This window comes from Pannonibacter sp. I15F10I1, from assembly GCF_900185665.1.
Lineage (GTDB): Bacteria > Pseudomonadota > Alphaproteobacteria > Rhizobiales > Stappiaceae > Pannonibacter > Pannonibacter indicus.
Genome location: NZ_FYAN01000026.1, coordinates 1 through 19,957, shown reverse-complemented (window position 1 = coordinate 19,957; position 19,957 = coordinate 1). Strand labels below are relative to the sequence as shown.

Annotated in this window: 17 protein-coding genes and 2 pseudogenes; 14 read left to right on the top strand and 5 right to left on the bottom strand. The window is 63.1% G+C overall.

Annotation, left to right across the window (positions count from 1 at the left end):
* Positions 1 to 142: 142 nt before the first annotated feature.
* A complete protein-coding gene (locus IF10I1_RS13490) occupies positions 143 to 334 on the bottom strand; it encodes a hypothetical protein (protein ID WP_186393236.1) in 192 nt (63 codons plus the stop codon).
* Between the two features lie 57 nt (positions 335 to 391).
* The gene (locus IF10I1_RS23155; RefSeq protein ID WP_186393235.1) at positions 392 to 565 is read right to left on the bottom strand and encodes a gamma-glutamylcyclotransferase; all 174 of its coding nucleotides are present in this window, start codon (positions 563 to 565) and stop codon (positions 392 to 394) included.
* Positions 566 to 1,288: 723 nt separating this feature from the next.
* Here IF10I1_RS23155 and IF10I1_RS13480 point away from each other — a divergent pair.
* The 3 genes from IF10I1_RS13480 to IF10I1_RS13470 all read left to right on the top strand — a co-directional run bounded on the left by IF10I1_RS13480 (position 1,289) and on the right by IF10I1_RS13470 (position 3,460).
* Positions 1,289 to 1,717: a VOC family protein gene (locus IF10I1_RS13480; protein WP_050472907.1), complete on the top strand. Its 429-nt coding sequence runs from the start codon at positions 1,289 to 1,291 to the stop codon at positions 1,715 to 1,717.
* Between the two features lie 63 nt (positions 1,718 to 1,780).
* On the top strand, positions 1,781 to 2,236 hold the full coding sequence (locus IF10I1_RS13475) for a DUF3788 domain-containing protein (protein ID WP_186393234.1): 456 nt from the start codon (positions 1,781 to 1,783) through the stop codon (positions 2,234 to 2,236).
* A 42-nt stretch (positions 2,237 to 2,278) separates the two neighbouring features.
* Positions 2,279 to 3,460, top strand: a complete 1,182-nt coding sequence (locus tag IF10I1_RS13470; protein ID WP_371341223.1) for a Tat pathway signal protein — start codon at positions 2,279 to 2,281, stop codon at positions 3,458 to 3,460.
* A gap of 251 nt (positions 3,461 to 3,711) precedes the next feature.
* On the opposite strand, the gene IF10I1_RS13465 is transcribed toward IF10I1_RS13470, so the two are convergent.
* A complete protein-coding gene (locus tag IF10I1_RS13465; protein ID WP_244293753.1) occupies positions 3,712 to 4,791 on the bottom strand; it encodes an SDR family oxidoreductase in 1,080 nt (359 codons plus the stop codon).
* A 102-nt stretch (positions 4,792 to 4,893) separates the two neighbouring features.
* On the opposite strand from IF10I1_RS13465, the gene IF10I1_RS13460 reads away from it, so the two are divergent.
* The 5 genes and pseudogenes from IF10I1_RS13460 to IF10I1_RS13440 all read left to right on the top strand — a co-directional run.
* A complete protein-coding gene (locus IF10I1_RS13460) occupies positions 4,894 to 5,787 on the top strand; it encodes a LysR family transcriptional regulator (protein ID WP_186393233.1) in 894 nt (297 codons plus the stop codon).
* Positions 5,788 to 6,263: 476 nt separating this feature from the next.
* Positions 6,264 to 6,611, top strand: a pseudogene (locus IF10I1_RS13455) (hypothetical protein); the annotation flags it as partial.
* Entirely contained in the window at positions 6,592 to 7,605 is a 1,014-nt protein-coding gene (locus IF10I1_RS13450) for an FAD:protein FMN transferase (protein WP_186393231.1), read from the top strand. The pseudogene IF10I1_RS13455 and the gene IF10I1_RS13450, both read left to right, overlap by 20 nt.
* Positions 7,578 to 9,437, top strand: a complete 1,860-nt coding sequence (locus tag IF10I1_RS13445) for a heavy metal translocating P-type ATPase (RefSeq protein ID WP_186393230.1) — start codon at positions 7,578 to 7,580, stop codon at positions 9,435 to 9,437. The genes IF10I1_RS13450 and IF10I1_RS13445 overlap by 28 nt, the downstream gene beginning before the upstream one ends.
* Positions 9,438 to 9,445: 8 nt before the next feature.
* Positions 9,446 to 9,544 (top strand): annotated as a pseudogene (locus IF10I1_RS13440) (VIT family protein); the annotation flags it as partial.
* A 125-nt stretch (positions 9,545 to 9,669) separates the two neighbouring features.
* Here the strand turns inward: IF10I1_RS13440 and IF10I1_RS13435 are convergent.
* Positions 9,670 to 11,049 (bottom strand): GntP family permease, encoded by a 1,380-nt coding sequence (locus IF10I1_RS13435; RefSeq protein ID WP_186393229.1) that lies wholly within the window; start codon positions 11,047 to 11,049, stop codon positions 9,670 to 9,672.
* Positions 11,050 to 11,367: 318 nt separating this feature from the next.
* A complete protein-coding gene (locus tag IF10I1_RS13430; RefSeq protein ID WP_186393228.1) occupies positions 11,368 to 12,489 on the bottom strand; it encodes a hypothetical protein in 1,122 nt (373 codons plus the stop codon).
* 782 nt (positions 12,490 to 13,271) lie between these two features.
* On the opposite strand from IF10I1_RS13430, the gene IF10I1_RS13425 reads away from it, so the two are divergent.
* From IF10I1_RS13425 to IF10I1_RS13400, 6 genes are all read left to right on the top strand, one after another.
* Positions 13,272 to 14,192 (top strand): AraC family transcriptional regulator, encoded by a 921-nt coding sequence (locus tag IF10I1_RS13425; RefSeq protein WP_186393227.1) that lies wholly within the window; start codon positions 13,272 to 13,274, stop codon positions 14,190 to 14,192.
* An 88-nt stretch (positions 14,193 to 14,280) separates the two neighbouring features.
* The gene (locus IF10I1_RS13420) at positions 14,281 to 16,374 is read left to right on the top strand and encodes a TonB-dependent receptor (protein WP_186393226.1); all 2,094 of its coding nucleotides are present in this window, start codon (positions 14,281 to 14,283) and stop codon (positions 16,372 to 16,374) included.
* Positions 16,368 to 17,381 (top strand): trans-aconitate 2-methyltransferase, encoded by a 1,014-nt coding sequence (locus IF10I1_RS13415; RefSeq protein WP_186415546.1) that lies wholly within the window; start codon positions 16,368 to 16,370, stop codon positions 17,379 to 17,381. The genes IF10I1_RS13420 and IF10I1_RS13415 overlap by 7 nt, the downstream gene beginning before the upstream one ends.
* The gene (locus tag IF10I1_RS13410; protein ID WP_244284716.1) at positions 17,365 to 18,300 is read left to right on the top strand and encodes an ABC transporter substrate-binding protein; all 936 of its coding nucleotides are present in this window, start codon (positions 17,365 to 17,367) and stop codon (positions 18,298 to 18,300) included. Before IF10I1_RS13415 ends, IF10I1_RS13410 begins: the two co-directional genes overlap by 17 nt.
* Positions 18,297 to 19,031, top strand: a complete 735-nt coding sequence (locus IF10I1_RS13405; protein ID WP_186393224.1) for an ABC transporter permease — start codon at positions 18,297 to 18,299, stop codon at positions 19,029 to 19,031. Before IF10I1_RS13410 ends, IF10I1_RS13405 begins: the two co-directional genes overlap by 4 nt.
* Positions 19,028 to 19,609 (top strand): ATP-binding cassette domain-containing protein, encoded by a 582-nt coding sequence (locus tag IF10I1_RS13400; RefSeq protein ID WP_186393223.1) that lies wholly within the window; start codon positions 19,028 to 19,030, stop codon positions 19,607 to 19,609. Before IF10I1_RS13405 ends, IF10I1_RS13400 begins: the two co-directional genes overlap by 4 nt.
* The last annotated feature ends 348 nt before the right edge of the window (positions 19,610 to 19,957 follow it).

Genomic DNA, 19,957 nt, shown 5'->3' with positions numbered 1-19,957 from the left:
GTCGGTTGCGATCAGCAATTTCTTCAGCAACAGGCCAGCCGTCAGACTGTTGAGCCTTCCTGACAGCGGCTGCGAACGCGTAGACGGTACAATCTTCAACACCAGACGCGTTGGGCTTTTTGGCAATATTGAGCACGTAGTCCTAAGCCTTACCATCCTTCCCAACGGCTGCCATGGCCATCGCAACCAACACGTCGAGATTTTTTCCTGTGATGACGTTTTTCCCAACATAGACTGGTAAATACGCCTCCACGTTGCGGCCACCGGCCAGTTTGACCCTCATTTTTCGTAGGGGAAAGTTCTTGCCTTCACGCTGTTCAAGGTCAGCGAACACTTCGGTCTGTTTCGAGCCGTCAAACTCAAACGCATAGCCGACGCAAGTCCCGTCAGCCTATTCGACCAAGTTTAAGGTAGGACCAGGTGTGGTATTGGTCCCCCAGTTCACTTGCGACGTTTTGTTGAAAGATCGTCCATAACCTTTTAGCTCCGCCAAAACCCCATTCGCGCCGCCATGCGTTGTTTGCCAGTTGTCCCACATAAGCGACCCATATCCGAACACCCACATTCCATTTCCTCCGTTTATTTACAATGAGATGTCTCCAAATAGCCAATCGCATCAACCCGAAATTCAGAATGAATACTATCTAGCTTCGGGAGTAAAATTTAGCCGCACGTTGGGCATTCCATGATTTCCCCACGCAAACTAGCCGGCTGTAATTCTTAGATCGGAGATCCGCCGCGGGCGCCGCTGCGGTTACCTGAAGCTCCAAGATGGGCGTGCCAAGCAGAGATCTGATAGGCATCAACCAGCTCTACCGCCGCCGTATGCCTATTTGGGAGGGGTATGAAGTAGATATAGTTCTCATCACTATCCCGCATGTCCCGCCAAACACCGCCGATTGCACGCGACAGCGCGATATTGCCACATAAAGCCATGTGGACTGGCGAACCATCGTTTCTACTCTACAGCACGATGGATCTTGGTCGGAGCCGCAAACTGATTTAGCGTGATAAAGGAAGTTTGCGGCCTCGTTACAGTCATTATGCCGCAATGGAGTGCCGGATAATACCAAGGCTCTGAGTTGCTGACGCATCACGCCTTGAAAATGCTCAAGCGCGCACGGGCTTAACCGACGCTCGAAGAGTCAAGCTCATCGAGCGTCGGTATAAGTCGTTATTCAGGGTAGTAAGGCGGCTTTGTCACAGGCTCAGGAATGACTGACCGTCATCGACTGGACTGATGTTCAGCAATGAACTTTGTCAGCCAGCTTCCACAAGGAGAGTGACCATCGAAATTCATCAATTGCATCGAGGTCGGCTTATCGACCACATCCAGCTCGTGGTGCAGGATCTCAAGGCGAGCCGGGATTTCTACACAGCCATTCTGGCTGTGCTGGAGATTCCTGTTGTCGACACCGCCGATGGATATTTCTGGGCTGACGAACTTGTCGTGTCTTCGGCTGAAAGTCCGGCGGCGCTGGGTGTGCTGACAGGACGACACCACCTTGCCTTCCAGGCGAGGGACCGCGCGACAGTGGATGCCTTCCACAACGCGGCGCTGACCCATGGCGGGCGCGACAACGGTGTGCCCGGCGAGAGAGCCTATCATCCCGGATATTATGCGGCTTTCGTGCTCGACCCTGATGGTAACAACATCGAGGCCGTTTTCCACGGCGAGGCGAAGCGGAGTGCACCGTCGGTGGTGGTGGATTTTTAAGGGTCAGCCCTTTGGTCGAACGCGCATTTGCGATTCTGGCCCTCTATCAAGGAAAGAAGCGGCATGGATCAGTCGCCCCAGGTCGGAGATCGTCTCACGAACAAGTCCGCTCCACCGAGTGACGAGACCGTTCGCGATTGGACCGGGCTGGACGCTTTTGCGCATTGGAAGGCTCTTCAAGACTGGATCGAGAATACATACCCCGGGACCTTCATTCCTGAGTGGATTTATGGCGGAAAGAAGCATGGGTGGTCTCTGCGGTACAAGAAATCGCGGGCCTTCTGCACTTTCCTGCCGGAATACAAGCTGTTCTCTGTCGTGGTCGTTCTGGGGCGCCCTGAAAGAGATAAACTCGAGGCGCGGCGCAAAGGCCTGAGCTCGCAGCTGGCCGATCTTTATGATTCGACCCCGGCATACCGCGATGGGAAATGGTTGAAGATCGGCGTATCGACCGCTGATGATCTGCGGGATCTGACGCAGTTGCTGACTATCAAGCGGCCACCCCGCTCACGCCATTGAAGGGCATATTCCTGCGCGGGTATCGTCATCTGGGTACGGCTGATGAGGGCGTCGACGTCAGCCATCGGTCTTTTGACCGAGGTCAACCGCTTGCGCGCCATCTTGCGTAGAATAGCGATGAAGGGAGTCGGCATGAGAAGGCGAGACATACTCATCGGCGCAGGCGGTGCACTCGTGCTGGCTGGTGGCGCCGCCGCCGGTTGGCGGTCGGCCGTGGGGTCGATGGGCGGCTTCGATTCCTATGCAAGCGGCCTTCGCGCCCCGATGCCCGCCGGCCCGAACATCGCCGACCTCATCCGATACGCGACGCTTGCCGCCAACGGCCATAACACCCAGCCTTGGCGGTTTCGCGTGGGGGAAAGCACGATCGACATCCTGCCCGACCTCTCCCGCGCCACACCGGTCGTCGATCCCGACAATCATCACCTCTTCGTCAGTCTCGGATGTGCAGCCGAGAATCTGCTGATCGCCGCCACCGCGACCGGACGAGCCGGGCAGTTGGAAACCAACGCTGGAGGCGAGCGCATCCGCTATTCCTTCTCCAGAGCTGAAGCTCATCCGCATCCGCTGCTTGCCGCCATCCCCAGGCGGCAATCCACCCGAGCGGAATATGACGGGCGCTCGGTGTCTGCAGCAGATATCGAGGCGCTTCGGCAGTCCGCCGAAACGCCGGGTGTGCGTCTCGTCTTGCTTACAGACCGTGCGCGGATCAATCAGGTCCGGGACCTGATCGTTGCCGGCAACGATGCGCAGATGGCTGACGCGGCCTTCATGGCCGAGTTGAAGCGTTGGCTGCGGTTCAATCCGCGCAGCGCCATGGCGTCGGGTGACGGGCTGTTCTCGGCCGCAAGCGGCAATCCCGTGCTCCCCGAATTTCTGGGTGGTCTCGCCTTTGACACGTTCTTCGCAGCCGGCGCCGAAAATGACAAATACGCACGTCAGATCGACTCCTCGGCGGGTATCGCGATCTTTCTGGCGGAGCACGAGGACAAAGCGCACTGGATAGCGGTCGGTCGCGCCTGCCAGCGTTTCGCGCTTGCCGCGACCGCTTCCGGCCTCAAACACGCCTTCGTCAACCAGCCTGTCGAGGTCGCACGGCTGCGGCCTGAATTGGCGGCGCAGATCGGGGAACGCGGAATGCGGCCCGATATCATCATGCGCTTCGGCTACGGCCCGACGCTGCCTTTCTCGCCGCGCCGCCCCGTGAACGCAGTTCTGGCCTAGCAACGGCAAGCGGCGCTCCCCCAGACGAGCACAAGCAGGCGGTCTGCCCCCGTTGTGGACAAGCTATCTAGAGGGCTATGGCGTAGATGTAGCTCTCTGTTTCGTCGGCTTCGGCCTGCCAAACACCGCCGGTTATCCTCCATGATACGATATTGCCGCCGATTACCGTATTCCACCGGGTGGGATGGTAAGCCGCCGGTTCTACGCTAGAGCCCGATGTCTTGTGAGAGCCGCGGCGGCAGCTTTCGACCTCATCTCAGCCGTCCGGGTCCTCCGGTGTCCTCACCGTAGCGGTGTTTCGTCCGTCTGGAGACAGACGCATTGCTCCATCCGATTGCGACTTCGGGAAATGGCAATCGGGGACAGGTCTTGAGAAAGCCTACACCGTTCCGGGCGTGTTCCGGTCTGGCCCTGGTTGCCCTGATCGATGTTCGTTCTTGGGAAGCGCCGGAGGCCACTGCCGGGGCTGGCCAATCACTTCCTTGCCGGCCTTGGTCTGCCGTATCAGCCGCGATCGGCGGACTGGGCGATCTCCTGCCGCAATTGGTCGACCTTCGCGCCAGCCCACTGCCGGACGTCGCCGCCGAATACGAGCCGCGATGGCGGCTCGGCCTGCGATGCAAGCGCAACGATCCGCGCGGCGAGCTGCTTCGGATCGCCCGGCTGGTTGCCGTTGGCTCCGTCAACGAACGCACGATAACGCGCGACCGCCTCGGCATAGTCCGGAATGCCGAGGCTGCCAAAGCTCGCCGACTTGCCGTCCGCTCGCTTCTCGTCGAGCCGGTGCGCAGCATCCCCGGCTCGACGAGAAGCGAGCGGACGCCCAGCGGTGCCAGCTCCTGTGCAAAGCCCTCCATCCATCCCTCGACCGCGAACTTCGACGCCGAATAGACCGCCCCTCCGGCGTTGGAGACCAGCCCGCTGACCGACGAGATGGTAACGATGAGACCCGAGCGCCGCGCGCGCATGTGGGGGGCGACCGCGCGCGCGACGTTCATGGTCCCGAACAGGTTGACCTCGAACTGGCGCCGAACCTCCGCGTCGATGAAGGTCTCGAAGAAGCCCAATTCGGCATAGCCGGCATTGTTGACCAGCACGTCGATCGCACCGAACCGCTCGATGGTCTCGGCGGCGACCGACTTCGCGGCTTCGGCGCCGGTGATATCGAGCGCGAGGGTGTGCAGGCGATCCTGTTCGCCTCCGCAAGCTTCGCGCACCGCATCGGCGTACCGCGCCGTTGCCACGACCGTTTCGCCCTCATCGAGCGCCGCGCGGGTAATCTCGCGCCCAAGTCCCCGGCTTGCACCCGTCACCAACCAAACCTTTCCCATAGCCTGCTCCCTGTTCTTTTCACTGCTTCTAACTAGGTAGTCATGCTAATGATTTGAGATAATGGGCTAATCAGTAATAGGCCCCAGTAGCAGGGATCATCAATGCGTCCGGATCAGCTCGGCGACCTCGCCGTCTTCGCGGCAATTGCCTCCGACCGCAGCTTCACGCGTGCCGCGAGGCGGCTCGGCGTCACGCAGTCGGCGTTGAGCCAGACCATGAAGCGGCTGGAGGGCCAGCTGGGGTTCCGCCTGCTGTCCCGCACGACGCGCAGCGTCGCCCCGACCGCTGCGGGCGAGCGCCTGCTCGCCACACTGTCGCCGGCACTGGCCGGGTTGAACGACGAGATCGAGGCGTTGTCCCAGGCATGGGGGACAGCGGCCGGCACTGTGCGGATCACGGCGGGCAAACACGCCGCCGACACAGTGCTGTGGCCGATGCTCCCGCCCTTCATGCGCCGCCACCCCGGCATCGAGGTGGAGGTGTGTGTGGAGGACGGGATGACTGACGTCGTGGCGGGGCGCCATGATGCGGGCATACGGCTCGGCGAGCGATTGGAGAAGGACATGATCGCGCTGCCGGTCGGGCCTCCGCTTCGCATCGCGGTGGTGGCCGCTCCCCGCTATCTGAGCGATCAGCCGGTGCCGATGGAGCCCGCCGACCTCACGGCGCACCGCTGTATCGCCTACCGCAACGCGCAGGGCGACCTGTCTCCGTGGTCCTTCGAGCGTAACGGCCGCGCGGTGACGGTCACACCAGGTCGCGGGCCGGTATTCAACGACGGCGGCCTGCTGGTGGCCGCCGCTATTGAGGGCTTCGGCATCCTCTACAGCCTGGAGGATCTGGTGGCGGCGCCGATGGTCGATGGCCGTCTCACCCGCCTGCTGGAGCCATGGTGCGAACCATTCGCCGGCTACCACCTCTATTACCCCGACCGGAAGGGGACGACGGCCTTCGAACTGTTCAAGGAGACGCTTCGAGCAAGCAGAGCCTTGTGAAGGATTGCTCAGGTGTCGGCGCCCGCTCGCGAAACGTGATCCCGTGCGGGACGACGGTGGCCGTCTTTGACAGTTCCACTCGTATTTCGGCAGTGTGAACTACGCCGCGCAGACGGCAGCTCTCCGCGTTTCATCCCGAAAGCTGCCCGACCAGTCTCCATCCATTGCAACACTGCCACTTGCTTCAGATTTGGAGGCTATAGCGCAGGCGTAGTTCTCTGTTTCGTTGGCTTCGGCCTGCCACCCTTCTCTTTTCAGTGACATCAGCTTCCCCGGCCAGCACCCTCTTTGGGCAGTTTTTGTCTGGCGTCATCCTCGCACAGCCACAACAAATGCAGGCATGATGTGGGCACCGGTGCTGATCTTCGCGTGCTCTCAAGTTCCGCCGCTCGTTGTTCCCGATGCATCACGCCATCGGCGAACGGATGGCCGATGACCATCTTCCATCCTGCTGGCGGCGCAGGACTGCCACCGGCAGAGCCGTCACCGGCCGCCGCCCGGTGCATCTGTTCTTCGGCATGCGGAATCCGGACAGCGATTTCCTCTATGGTGACGATCTGGCAGGGTGGCAGGCCGAGGGGCGGCTGTCACGCCTCTCCACGGCCGTCTCGCGCGGAGCACAGCCGCGCCATGTGCAGGATGCGCTGCGGGCCGAGGCGGCGCAGGTGGCGGATGCGATCCGGCAGGGCGCAAAGGTCATGGTCTGTGGCGGGCGTGACATGGCGCAAGGCGTTAACGGTGCTTTGGAGGACATCCTTGCGCCGATGGGCCTGACGCCCGCGATGCTGAAGGCAGGAGGGCGCTATGTCGAAGATGTCTACTGACCTGATCCGCCACGCGCTGAACGGCCCGGTCATGGGCACAAGGTGGAGCGCGCTGTTCTTTGCAGAGCCGGACTTCGATCCCGCCCCGGTGCGGGCCGCTCTTCAGGCGGCGGTGGAGCTGGTCGATGCGCAAATGTCCACCTGGAAGCCCGGCAGCGATCTGATGCGCCTGAACGCAGCACCCGTTGGGGAATGGCAGGACATCCCTTCCGACCTGGCGCAGGTGCTGGATCTGGGTCTGGCGATCGGCCGCGCCTCGGGCGGGGCCTTCGACATCGGGATGGGGGACGCGGTGCGGGCCTGGGGCTTCGGCCCCGCTACGGCCGATCCGCAGGCGATCCGCACCGCCATGCAGGCGCCCCGCCGCCCGGCCCATGAGGTGCTGGACGTCGACGGTAACAGGCTGCGGAAGACTGCCCCCATCGTGCTGGACCTGAACGGCATCGCCAAGGGCTATGGCGTCGACCGGCTGGCCGAGGTTCTGTATGACCACGGCATCCGCAATGCGCTGGCCGGCATCGACGGTGAGATGCGCGCCATGGGTCTGCGCCCCGGCGGTACCCCCTGGACCATCGCGGTCGAGGCGCCGGACCGCGACCGCCGTGCGCCTCATTCCATCCTGACGCTTCAGAATGCGGCAGTGGCCACTTCCGGCGACTATCGCCACTGGGTCACGGTCGAGGGCCGAAATCTGTCACACACCATGGACCCACGGCGCGGCACACCGCTTCTCGCCTCCCCCGCATCGGTGAGCGTGATCGCGCCCACCTGTGCCATGGCCGATGCCTGGGCGACGGCGCTGATGGTGAGGGGTGCCGATGCGGGTGCGGATCTCGCCCGGACGTTCAGCCTCGGCGCCCTGTTCCTCATGCGCGATGACGCAGGCGGCGTGCAAAGTCTTGGCTTTGGATGCCTTTTTTTCGGACGAGGCTGCGGCCACTGCCCCGGCCCTTGGAGATTGACCCCTTGGATCACGCACGAACAGACCGGCTGAAGAGCCTTCTCCTTGGCATCGCCCTTGCGGGTCTCCTGGCCGGGCTGGGGTTGCACTTCGGCAAACGCGCAGACCTTGCGCAGGCCCTCTGGTTCGCAGGCGTGGTGCCGGTTCTGGCGGCTCTTGTGCTGGAAATCCTGCGCAGCCTTGCGCGCGGCGAGGTGGGCCTCGATATCGTGGCCGCCCTGTCGATGTCGGCGGCGCTGACCTTTGGCGAGACGCTGGCGGCTGCCGTCGTCGCCGTCATGTATTCGGGCGGCACCTTCCTTGAAAGCTTTGCAGAGGGGCGCGCCCGCCGCGAGATGCGCGACCTCTTGTCCCGCGTGCCACGCACCGCGGCGCGCCACCGCAATGGCGGGCTGGAGGAGGTGCCGCTCACCGGTATCGTCCCCGGCGACCGGCTGCTGATCCGTCAGGGCGATGTCGTGCCGGTGGACGGGCGGATCGCGTCTGCCTCGGCCTTCCTCGACACATCGGCGCTGACGGGGGAGTCCCTGCCCGTCCGGCTGGACCGCGGCGCCGAGGCGATGAGCGGATCGACCAACGCGGGCGACGCCTTCGACCTCGAGGCCACGCACGAGGCGAAGGACAGCACCTATGCCGGGATCGTCCGGCTGGTCGAGGAAGCGCAAGCATCCAAGGCGCCGATGGCGCGGCTCGCCGACCGCTGGTCGCTGGGATTTCTGGCTGTCACCATCGCCATCGGCTCCGCCGCCTGGTGGTTCACGGGCGACCCGATCCGCGCCGTTGCGGTACTGGTGGTGGCCACGCCCTGCCCGCTGATCCTCGCCGTGCCGGTGGCGCTGGTGGCGGGCCTGTCGCGCGCCGCGCATTTCGGGGTGCTGGTGAAGGGCGCAAAACCGCTGGAGGCGATGGCCCGCATCCGCACCCTGATCCTGGACAAGACCGGAACCCTGACCGACGGGCGCCCGCAGATCGTCAGCATCGACAGTCATGGCGGGATGGGCGCGGATGATATCCTGCGCTTTGCCGCAGCACTCGATCAGGCGTCGAAGCATCCCGTCGCGCAAGCCATCGTGGCGGCGGCAAAGGATAGGGGCATGCCCCTGCCAATCCCCGAGGACGTGGCCGAAATACCGGGCGAAGGCGTCATCGGCTTTATCGAGGGCCGCCAGGTGATTGTGGGGGGTGAGGGCTTTGTCGCAGGCCGCGTGGGCCGGATATCGGGTGACCACCCGGAACTGGCGGCTGGATCGGTCATGGTGGCCGTGGCCGTCGATGGCCGCATGGCCGGACATCTGGTGATGTCCGACCCCTTGCGCGAAGGTACCGCCGCAATGCTGGCGGGCCTGCGGCGGCAGGGCGTGGCGCGCATTCTGCTCGCCACCGGCGACCGGGCCGAGGTCGCGCTACGGGTGACGGATGGACTTGGCCTTGACGGCATCCGCGCGGGCCTGACACCCGATGAAAAAGTGCTCCTGGTCCTGAGCGAGCGCAAGAACGGCCCCGTGATGATGGTGGGAGACGGCGTGAACGATGCTCCAGCGCTTGCCGCCGCCGATGTCGGTATCGCCATGGGCGCGCGTGGCGCAGCAGCCAGTTCCGAGGCGGCCGATGCCGTCCTGCTGGTGGACCGCGTGGACCGCATCGCCCCCGGGATCGAGATTGCCCGCCGGTCGCGCCGCATTGCACTGGAAAGCGTTGTCGCGGGCATCGGCCTGTCGGTCCTTGGCATGGTTGCGGCCGCCTGCGGCTATCTCACTCCGGTGCAAGGAGCACTGCTGCAGGAGGCGATAGACGTCGCCGTCATCCTGAACGCGCTCCGCGCCTTGCGTATCTCACCCGCAGGCCTCGCCGCACAGCAAACCTGAACTGCCGTATGAGCCGCCTGTCCCTCTGCGAAATCCACATGGTGCATCGCACCGGCTGGCTGCGCGCGGCGGTGCAGGGAGCGAATGACGGGATCGTTTCGACCTCCAGGTAACCGTGTGACGCCACCCGGCACCACCGGGATGTCATGCAGGTCCTGCGGACGATTGGCCCAGCCTGAAAGGCTGAGGGACGAAGCATCTGCCACAACAGTGCTTCCCTCATGCCTCTCCGTCAGAAACTGCCGAACACCGTGCCAATGGCCACCAGCACCACCAGGGCCAGCACGGGGATGGCGACCGCGACCATGAAAATGTCCCGATAGGCTTCCCGGTGCGTCAGCCCGCAGATGGTCAGCAGGGAGATGACCGCGCCGTTGTGCGGCAGCGCATCCAGTCCGCCTGTCGCCACCGCCGTCACCCGGTGCAGAAGATCGGGAGATATTCCAGCCGCCTGCCCCATGGCCAGATAGGTCTCCCCAAGTGTCGAAAGCGCAATCGACATGCCGCCCGAGGCTGACCCCGTTATCCCCGCCAGAAGACTTGTACCGGCCGCCAGCGAGATCAGCGGGTTATCCCCGCCAAGCGTGACCACCCAGTCGCGGATCAGCCCGAACGCCGGCAGCGAGGCGATCACGGCGCCAAAGCCGACGAGGCTTGCCGTGTTGAAGATCGGCATCAGCGCATCCTTGGCGCCCTCGTCCAGCGTCCCGGACAGGCCCTTGACGAGCCGCTGCCAGTTCAGCGCCACCAGAGCCAGCGACGCAAGGGTCAGCGCCGCGATGATCGACCAGACCCCGCGCAGGGCGCCCACATCGGTTGCGCCAAATTCGGGCTGCGCCAGATAGCCCGTATCCATCGCCGGGATCACGAAGAAGGTGAATCCGAGATTGAGCGCCAGCACGAGCACCAGCGGCGCAGCGGCCACCAGCAGTGCGGGCGAGGCACCCGCATCTGGCCCGCCCGCCTCGCTGTCCGGCTCTCCGTACCCCGGGCCAAGGGCGCGTGTGCGGTATTCCAGCCAGGCCCAGCCCAACCCCAGCATCAGCGCCCCGCAGATCAGCCCCAGTCCGGGCGCTGCAAAGGGCGTGGTGCCGAAATAGGGCATCGGGATCGCATTCTGGATGGCGGGCGTGCCGGGCAGCGCCGTCATGGTGAAGGTGAACGCCCCGAGGGCGATGGTCGCCGGGATCAGCACCTTGGGCAGGTTCGCCTCCCGGAACAGCGCGGAGGCAATGGGCCACACGGCAAAGGCCACGACAAACAGCGACACCCCGCCATAGGTCATCGCGGCGCAGGACAGGATCACCGCCAGAATGGCCCGGCTTGGCCCCAGCCCGCGAATGATGCCATCGGCCAGAACCCGCGCCGAGCCGGAGGCCTCCATCAGCTTGCCGAACACCGCGCCCAGCAGGAACAACGGGAAATACTGGATGATGAAGCGGCCGGTGGCCTGCATGAAGATCTGCGTGTAGCTGGCCAGGAGCGGGCCACCCTCGGCAAGGAACACCGCCAGCACCGCCATGGCCGGGGCCAGCAGCAGCAGGCTCACCCCGCGATAGGCCAGAAAGATCAGGACAGCGAGGGTCAGCAGGATGACAAGGATACCCGTCATGGCCTAAAGCCCCCTGCCCTGAGGCGTCAGTTTCATCTTCTTGCAAGTCTTGGTGTTGCCCATGTCATCCTCATGCTGCATCGCAGCAACATACCGGGACGGGCCGGCCCCAGCAACAATGCCCTCAGACTGCCCCCGGTTTTGCCGGCCGCAATCCACGACCGGCAAAACCAGAGCGCCTGGCAGCAGGCGCATCAGCCTTGAAAAGGCTCTGGCAGCACAAGGGTCTCACCCGGTTCCTGCCGAAGACCGGCAGGGCCGGAGTTTCCCCGGCCCTGCCTGTTCATTCATTTTGCCCGGTGCCTCAAGGCGGCAGCGTCAGATGGCATAGCGCAGGATTGCGGCCAGTTCGCCCCCTTCCGGGATATCCTCCCTGCGGGCGGCCAGCACCCGGCCGCCATTGGCAAGCACGCGTCCGGCAATTTCGTCGATCACATCGTAGCTGGCGGCGCTGTCCGTCTTTTCGAGCGAGATAGCTCCGGTTGTCTCGTCGACAAGGCCCGGAACCACGCTGTCCATGTCCACAAGAAGGGTATCAACCGCCCCAAAGGTTGCCGCACGCGCGGCGCGGCCCACATCCGAGACAGCCCGGTTCTCCGCCCCTCTTTCACTGAAGAGCGTGCCGAACCCGGCGATGGCCGCCGCATTCAGTTCATCCATGATGGCGCGCGCCTGGCTTCCAAGCTCATGGGCCGGCAGATTGACCGGGCTCGTCTCGATCGCCGGGCCAGCGAGATGGCCGTAGCTGTTGACCGAGCGGTAGATCGACAGCAGCGGCTGCGTCGCGGCAAGGATCAGAGGCTCGGACCGTCCGGACAGCAAGCCCCTGAGGGCGGCATCAATCTGGCGGCAATACTGGCGCAGATGATGCTTCTGGCCCTCGCCTCCCCCCAAGCGGCCTGAATAGCTGCGGGAATTCACATTGGCGGTACCGGCAACCGAAGCGGCATCCTTCGGGAGATTGGGCACACGGATCTCCTGCGCGGGCTGGTCACCCAGCAGTTCGATCACGCGCACCTCGTTCTCGGCCAGCGCCAGAATGAACGCATGCTGCGGCAGCGAGACGGCGCGCAGAAGGGGCTTCAGATGAAAGCGGTCAGCCACCTGAACGGTTTCGCTCAAGTGGTTCGGCAGCCGGTAGCTGCGCAACCAGTCCGGGGTCACAAACACCGCGAGGCTGTTGGCCTGAAGGCGCCAGAATTCGTCATCATCCATCAGATCATGCAGCTGTTCTTCGATGGGCCAGATTGTCCGCTTGGCAACGCCTGCCGCCTCAAGCTGGGCAACCGCATCTGCGGCCAGCTGCTTGAGACGTGTCCGTGCCGCGTCAATGTGCTGGGTCTCAGCTGTGGTTTTTACGTAGATACTGACCAGAGCCTCCCCGCGCTCGGCAACAAGTTTGGTGATCTCGGAGTGCGTTGGAATATCGACATAGAGCATATGGACGTTCTCTTTTGCGAGTTGCAGTGACTTTACGCTCGAGCCTCTGGCTCACGCGCCCGGAATACATTTCGCGCAACCGCTCCGCCGCATGGATGTCATACCGCAAGCAATCACGCTCCTTTTGTATCTATGCACTGCGGCGGGAAATATAAGAGTTGAAGGGCGAAAAAGAGGTCGCAGATGCAGTGCCGTTCATCGCCGGGCCTGCATGCCAGCCAGGGCTGCACGATGTGCCTCGCCGGAACGCGCAACACACAGCTGCAACGCAAGAGTAATCTGCAAAAAAAGACCTGAGCGGGGTAGTTCTGCCTCCTCCCGGTGAAACCTGACGTTCACCTTGAGACGCTCCGTTATCAGCGGCTTCAGCCGAGGAGACCGAGGCGCTGGTTTGTTCCTCTCCCGGCCATCTTCCTCCTATCCAAGCAGAACCCGCATCCTGCAGAATGCGGCTGTAGTCCTACAGTCCAGTTCTGCCGCAGCAAGTGCCCAGACGTAGGACAGGAGAGCAATCCTAGCAAAAGCGGGAAGCGGTTTTACGTCCGGAACTGCGTGAAAACCAATAGATGGAGCACTTCCGCTGGCTCCGCCTTCATCGCAAGTGCTCTGGGGCCACCACGGAGAGAGCGCGGCATGGCCGTGGCGCGTGACTTGTCAATGAATGCAAGATGTCGGATGGTGGAACTGCAAGCCCACGAGCCAGCTTTCCCAGACCAGTTGAGACAGCCAGATGGACTGCGCGCGGCCGGAACCGGCTGGCGCTGCCGCCAGGGGATACTTGCATGAGCCTGATCGAGCCACATCGTTTCACCCCCCATGAAAACGGCCGCACCACCAGCGTCACCTTGCCAGGCCTGCATCGTGACACCCATGTAGATGTCTTGCGGATCGGCCGCGGGCTGGTGCTGGCGCACAGCCATTTCTCCCCGGCACAGCGGCACGAAGATGAGATCCGGCGGCCCGAAGACCAATTGATCCTTGCCTTCAATCTCAGCGGCCGCATGGTGCTTACAGGTCCCGACGGCGCACGCCATGAAATCAGCGGGGGTGAAGGCTGGATCATCCGGTCGGGCGGCCGCCGCCTGCACCGGGTTGTGGAAAAGGATGTTGGCTGCTCGAACCTCGTGATTTCACAATCGGTCCATATGCTTGCCCCGGAACTGCTGCATCTGCTGGATCTGACCCTGCCACCGAGCGCACCGTTCCGCCGCCTGCGCCTGCCAGTGCCGGGCGGATCGGCGCTCGAGCACCTTCTGGATGGCCGCACGACTCCGGCCGCGATGCTGCGCAAGGAGGGACAGTGTCTCGCCTTGATCGGCCATGCCATCGAGGAATTGTCCGCGTGCCCACGGCCAGGCTGCGTGACAGGCGATACAGCGTTGCTGGTACAACGCCTGACGGCCCTTCTTGCCGAACGGCTGGCAGAGACCATCTCCATGGCAGACATCGAACGCGAAGCCGGGCTGAGCCATGTCACGCTGAACCAGATCTTCCGCAAGGCAACGGGGATGACCGTTTTCGAACGGCTGCGCGCCTTGCGCCTGGAGGCTGCAGAACGCATGGTCCGTCTCACGGACCGCAGCCTGACGGAGATTGCGGGCGACTGCGGCTTTTCCGATGCCAGTCATTTATCCAATGCCTTCCGCAAGCGCTTCGGCTCAACGGCAAGCGCCTGGCGGCAAAATATGAGGCAAAAACTCTGAAACTTTCGCCCGATGCAAGTTCTTTTTCGCCAGCTACAAGCCTTGATGCTGAACGCATGACAGGTTCCCTCCGAAAAGGAGGCCGACCATGTCCCTTGATACCCGCTTTCGCTCGCGGCTGCGTCCAGCTGCCATCCTCACATTGACAACAGTGCTTGCCAGCAGCGCACTACCGGCAAGCCCGCAAGCAGAGGAAGCTGTCACAGACTTGCAGGCCATCACGATCTTTGCCAACTACTGGGAAGAGATGGCGTCAAAATCGGCAACCACCGCCACAATTCTGACAGGCAGAGACCTCGACCGGCCGGCAACACCCGATCTTGATGCCGTGGCAGAGCGGTCGGCCAACACGGTGTTCCAGCGGGCCAATTCGCAGGCGCGCCTTGTCGTGCGGGGTGTCTCCGCCTTCGACAATGCCTTGTCGGACCCGGTCGGATATCTTGTCAATGGCGTGCCTCTCCCCATGGGTACGATCCAGCTGCCGCATTTCTTTGGTGCCGAAACAGTCACATTGCTCAAAGGGCCTCAGGGAACGGCCTTCGGCCGCAACTCTGAAGCCGGGCTTCTCTCTTTCGATACGATCAGACCGGGCACACGGGAAGGTGTCACGGTGCGCATCGGGGCCGAGGGTTCGGATGCCGGAGCATCGCCTGTGGGCGGCAACGGATCAGCCATCTGGTCAGGCCGTATCGAGGACGGCCCGGGACTGGCCTTTGGCTTGGAAGCAGCACACGATCCGGGCGTAGTGAGCAACCCGCTGACCGGCAGGAAGGATGGCGGCAAGTCCCGGCGTGCCACCGGTTTCGGCGGGCTTGAGTGGGAACTGAGCGACGGCGGCCATTTGCGCCTCACAACCATGGCCGAAGACCAGAAGTTTAACAAGGAACAGTTCCGCTATGTTGCCGGACCGCTGGCGACGGAGCGGTTTCAAAGCGCCTATTCCGACCCCTCCTCGGAGAACCGGCGCAGCACCGTTTCGGCCCTGCAGTTTCAGACCGTCTTCGACACTTTTGATCTCACTGCGATCACCGGTCTTGCCACTTTCGACCGGGACTTTCAGCTCGATTTCGACGGTTCGCCGCTGCGGCTGGGTGTAACCAGTCTGGACCTGCGCGACAGAACAGTGTCGCAGGAAATCCGCCTCACCTCAGCGGGCGCTGAGCCCTTGAAATGGACTCTCGGTGTGAGCGGCTTCCGCCAATGGACCAGGGCTGACTTCAATCTCGGCTCCATGAGCACAGACCGGCACACGGAGATCGACCAGACGGGTGCCGCCCTGTTCGGTTTTGCCGAATATGCACTGAGCGACCGGTTCCGCCTGGGCTCAGGCCTGCGGATTGATCATGTATCCTCAAGGGCCTGGCAGCGTTTCACCTCGCCGCGGTCCAGGCTGCGCTACAGCGGCAGCGACCATTCGACCGCAGTCCTGCCGAAACTGACCGCTGCATATGACGTGACCGGAGCAACCACGGTGCATGCAAGCCTGGCGCGGGGATACATGCCGGCCGGCTACAATTACGGCTTTGCCAACAGCGAAGCGAGCTTTGGCTATAACGCCGAGCATAGCTGGACCACCGAGGCAGGCATCAAACATGAACTCGGCAACGGGGGCTCGCTGGCACTCGCGGCTTTCCACACCACGGTGAAAGACAAGCAGATCGCCGAAACGATCCCTGGTGCAGCACAGTTCATTTCAAATGCCGGCGAAGCCAGAATCTACGGCATCGAGGTAGAAGCCGTTGCACCGCTTGGCCACGGTTTCGAGCTGGTTGCGAATGCTGGCTGGCAACGGGCTCGCGCAACATCGCTCCAAACCACGTCGGTCAATGTTGCCACCGGTATGCTGATGCCGGTCAACTGGTCGGACAACGCCCTGCCGCTAGCCCCGGATGTAACCTGGGGCCTCGCCCTCTCCCACCGGGGCGAAGTCTGGAGTGGCCGTGTCAGCCTGAGCGGGTCAGGCAGCTACTGGTTCGATCCGGGCAACAGCATCAAGCAGAAGGGATACATGACCGTTGATGCAGAAATTTCCCGCAAGACCGGCAACGGTGAGCTGACGCTCTGGGCAAAGAACCTGTTTGATGAGGCTTATTACAGCGCGGCCGCAAGCACACCGCGCGGCGTGGTGGCAGAAGATGGCAGTCCGCGCAAGATCGGCATGACCTGGCGGCTGACATGGTAAACCTACAACGGGAAACAGGCGCCGGACGCCTGCTCGCCACCCTGGAAGGGCCTGTGCGGCACACGCTGCTGATGTGGGCGCTGGACATGGACCTCTTCAACCGCTGCTGCACCCCGGTGAGAGAGGAAGAACTCAGCCGTTCCATGAACCTGCCGGAGCGCCAGTTGGGTCTTGTCCTGCGGGCATTAGTGGCGGCCGGGTTTCTGGAACAGCGCGGGGACGGATTTTGCACCGCCGCGGACATTCTGCCCTTCGTTGCCAGCGGAAGCAGCCGCAACATGGCCGAAACGTTGCGCTCCATGGTCCAGACACGGCTCACGGGTCTGGATCAGTTCGGAGCGCTTGTAGCCGGCCGCAGCGTAACCGGCCACAAGCGGCTGTTCGACGATGCACACTGGGATGCAAGCCATCGGGCGCTCAGTGCCTTCCATCAGGCGCTGGCGGCCGAATGCATGGTCGCATGCCTGACCGGACTGCCCGAATGGGGAACTGCCCGGGATATTCTCGAGGTCGGAGCAGGTTCCGCGGTTCTGGCGCGCCGTTTACTGGCAAAACGTCCGGACCTTGAAATCACGCTCTTCGACCTGCCGCCGGTGGCACAGCGGATCGAGGCCGAGGCAGCCGGTCTACCCCTTCGCGTTTGGCCGGGCAGTTACACACAGGCACTACCAGAGGGCACATTCGACATCATCTGGTGTTCGATGTCGCTCTATTTCCACGATCAAGGCCTTCCCGAACTGATCGGCAGGCTCTCACAGAGCCTGAAGCCTGGCGGCGTGCTCGTCAGCTTTCACGAGGCTCTTACGGATCGGCGGACCAGCCCGCCAGAGCATGTTCTGGGACGGCTGCTCCCTGCCCTGCGGCAAGGAGACGTGTCCTTTACCGATGGTGAGATCGCCGGGGCGATGGCAGCGGCAGGCCTTGTCCGCGCCAGCCATTCCATACACGACACGCCTTTCGGCCGGTTCCGGCTGGATGCAGCACGCAAGAATGACACTCATGCCTAGCCGCCGCCCATTCCTGACCGGCTGTCTGCTTGCCCTGGCCTTCCTGGTTCCGCTGAGATCGGAAGCTGAAGAGATCGTACTATCGGGTCCCCCGATCTGGGAAAGCGCGCCGCTCGTAGCCCTCTCCGAGACACAGCCCGTTGCCGGAGTGACCTTCATCTTCCGCCCGTGGACGAGCCCGGAAGGCCTCCGCAAGCTGATGCAGGGCGACGCGCCAGCCATGGCGGTGATGCCAGCACCAACCGCAGCGCTGTTTGAGGCCAATGGCATCCGCCTTACGCTTCTGTCAGCCACTGTGACGGAGGGCAGCTTGTCGGTGGTCGGCCGGGGCGCTCCAGTCAGCTCGCTCGCAGACCTCAAGGGAGCGAGCCTGGCATTGCCATTCAAGGGCTATCTTCCGGACTTGCTGATGCGGCGGATCGAGGCGCCGGGGCCTGAAAGCTGGCAGCCATACTACACAGGCAGCCTGAATGCAGGCATGCAGCTGCTGCTCGCAGGCAAGGTGGAGTCCGCACTGCTTGCGGAGCCCATGGCGTCCCTCGCCATCGCGCAGGACGCAGGGCTCGTCCGTCTGGTCGGTCTTTGCCAGCTGTGGCGGAACGCAACTGCATTGCCCGATTGCCCAACTGCAGGCGTGATCGCCATGAACCCGGCGCTGGTCAAACGGCCAGAGCTCAGGCGCGCCTATCAGGACGCTTTCAAACGTATGGCTGATGACCCGGGCTCAGCCGCAGCGTTGCTGAGCCGCTTCTTCCCCGAACTTGGGCTGGCACAGGAGGGTTATAGCCGCATCATCGCGCGGGATCTGCCCATGCCGGAACATGCGCCAGCGCTTGCGGCATTCTACGCCGAGTTAATGTCAGTTGAACCTGCTGCCATCGGCGCTGTTCTGCCACAGCCGGACTTCTACGGCCAATGACACGTCAGCTGGGCTTTCTGGCAGGACTGGCGGCCCTGGTGCTGCTCTGGTCGCTTGCAGCGCGCGAAACCCTGCCTGCAGTTCTACCTGGGCCGCTGGCAGTTCTCCAGGCGCTCTGCGGCCTCTTCTCCGACACCGGCTTCTGGCGGGACACCTTTTTACCCAGTCTCGCCCGCGCTGCAGCCGGACTGGCACTGGCCCTGGCAGCAGGGGTGCCACTTGGTCTTCTTGCCTGGCGCTGGGGGCTTGTCTCCGCCTTCCTTGGCCCATTGCGCCTGCTGCTGATGGGTATCCCTGCGCCCATCCTAGCCATTCTCAGTATTCTCTGGTTTGACGGAGGCACCGTTACGGTTGTTCTGACCGTATCCGTCCTTCTGCTTCCGGTGTTCCAGATCGCAGTGGCCGAGGGAATGTCCGCCATCGACCCGCAGCTGGCCGAAATGGCGCGCGTATTCCAGGTGCCACTGCTGCCCCGGCTGCGGCGGATCGTGCTGCCGGCCGTGTGGACAGCCTTCGGCCCCGCGCTCCGGGTTGCAGTGGCCAATGCCCTGCGCGTGACCCTGCTGACAGAACTCCTTTCCGGCGCCGAAGGGCTCGGCGCGGCTGTACAGCGGGCGCAAAGCTGGCTGCAGACGGACCGCCTGTTTGCACTGGTTATAGTGATCCTCCTGCTGATCGGGCTCGCAGAAACACTGCTCTCATTGATCGTCAAGAAACGGCACCAGTCATGAGTCTCTTTGCCTGCGACAAGATCGGGCTGCAGTTTCCCGGCCGTCCTGCGCCAGCCTTCGGCTGCATATCATTGGCGATTGAGACAGGAGATTGCCTGCATATCACCGGCCCGAGCGGTGCAGGCAAGACAAGCCTGATGCGGGTCATTGCCGGGGTCACCAGGCCGACATCCGGCCGCATCATGACCAGGCCCAAACGCATTGGCATGGCGTTCGCAGAGCCCCGGCTCATTGGTGGCCTGAGTGTGCTGGACAATCTGCGCTTTGTTGCGCCCCGCTCCACCTCCGAAGCTGAAGCTCTGCTGGCAGCGCTGGATATTGCCGCCTTGGCCAATACTCCGGCCAGATGCCTGTCCAAAGGTCAGGCTCAGCGGGTTGCGCTCGCCCGGGCTCTGCTGGTCCATCCTGAAATCCTGCTCCTTGACGAGGCCTTGAGCGGTCTTGACCAGTCCGCCTGGGCTCTGGCACGCAGCTTGATCGAAGCACAGCACCTCCGGGAGAACATGGCCATCGTCGAGATCACTCACGATGTCTCCCGAACTGTTTCGCGCGGCAGAAAGACCCTGCAGCTGGCGTGAGACCCAGACCATACAGGAGCGCCGTCCCCGGGCAATCCGCGGCAGCACTTCATTCTGCTCCGCCCTCATGCGGTGCCGCATCGCCGCATTGATCAATTCAGCTCAGGGATAATGCGCGGACCGGCCCCACCGGCCTGGGACGGTTGCGTCACATGCGGCGGAATCCGCTGTTCTAACCGCACCCCAGCGACCGAAGGTTGACTTAATGGGAAATTCAACTAGGGGCTGACATAGATAGCTAGGAAAGGCTATTTTTGTCAGATGGTTAAGTTCAGGCGCCGGAGCAGGCTTCCGGTAAGCATTCAGGCCGAGCTTTTGAAGTATTTCTGCGCGGGCGCAACAGCCCGT

What these genes read in the sequence shown, in the direction of transcription:
- IF10I1_RS23155 (WP_186393235.1), bottom strand. Translation starts at nt 565, where the DNA reads ATGTGGGTGTTCGGATATGGGTCGCTTATGTGGGACAACTGGCAAACA.
- IF10I1_RS13475 (WP_186393234.1), top strand. Translation starts at nt 1,781, where the DNA reads ATGGATCAGTCGCCCCAGGTCGGAGATCGTCTCACGAACAAGTCCGCT.
- IF10I1_RS13470 (WP_371341223.1), top strand. Translation starts at nt 2,279, where the DNA reads ATGAGGGCGTCGACGTCAGCCATCGGTCTTTTGACCGAGGTCAACCGC.
- IF10I1_RS13465 (WP_244293753.1), bottom strand. Translation starts at nt 4,791, where the DNA reads ATGGGAAAGGTTTGGTTGGTGACGGGTGCAAGCCGGGGACTTGGGCGC.
- IF10I1_RS13460 (WP_186393233.1), top strand. Translation starts at nt 4,894, where the DNA reads ATGCGTCCGGATCAGCTCGGCGACCTCGCCGTCTTCGCGGCAATTGCC.
- IF10I1_RS13450 (WP_186393231.1), top strand. Translation starts at nt 6,592, where the DNA reads ATGTCGAAGATGTCTACTGACCTGATCCGCCACGCGCTGAACGGCCCG.
- IF10I1_RS13435 (WP_186393229.1), bottom strand. Translation starts at nt 11,049, where the DNA reads ATGACGGGTATCCTTGTCATCCTGCTGACCCTCGCTGTCCTGATCTTT.
- IF10I1_RS13430 (WP_186393228.1), bottom strand. Translation starts at nt 12,489, where the DNA reads ATGCTCTATGTCGATATTCCAACGCACTCCGAGATCACCAAACTTGTT.
- IF10I1_RS13425 (WP_186393227.1), top strand. Translation starts at nt 13,272, where the DNA reads ATGAGCCTGATCGAGCCACATCGTTTCACCCCCCATGAAAACGGCCGC.
- IF10I1_RS13420 (WP_186393226.1), top strand. Translation starts at nt 14,281, where the DNA reads ATGTCCCTTGATACCCGCTTTCGCTCGCGGCTGCGTCCAGCTGCCATC.
- IF10I1_RS13415 (WP_186415546.1), top strand. Translation starts at nt 16,368, where the DNA reads ATGGTAAACCTACAACGGGAAACAGGCGCCGGACGCCTGCTCGCCACC.
- IF10I1_RS13410 (WP_244284716.1), top strand. Translation starts at nt 17,365, where the DNA reads ATGACACTCATGCCTAGCCGCCGCCCATTCCTGACCGGCTGTCTGCTT.
- IF10I1_RS13405 (WP_186393224.1), top strand. Translation starts at nt 18,297, where the DNA reads ATGACACGTCAGCTGGGCTTTCTGGCAGGACTGGCGGCCCTGGTGCTG.
- IF10I1_RS13400 (WP_186393223.1), top strand. Translation starts at nt 19,028, where the DNA reads ATGAGTCTCTTTGCCTGCGACAAGATCGGGCTGCAGTTTCCCGGCCGT.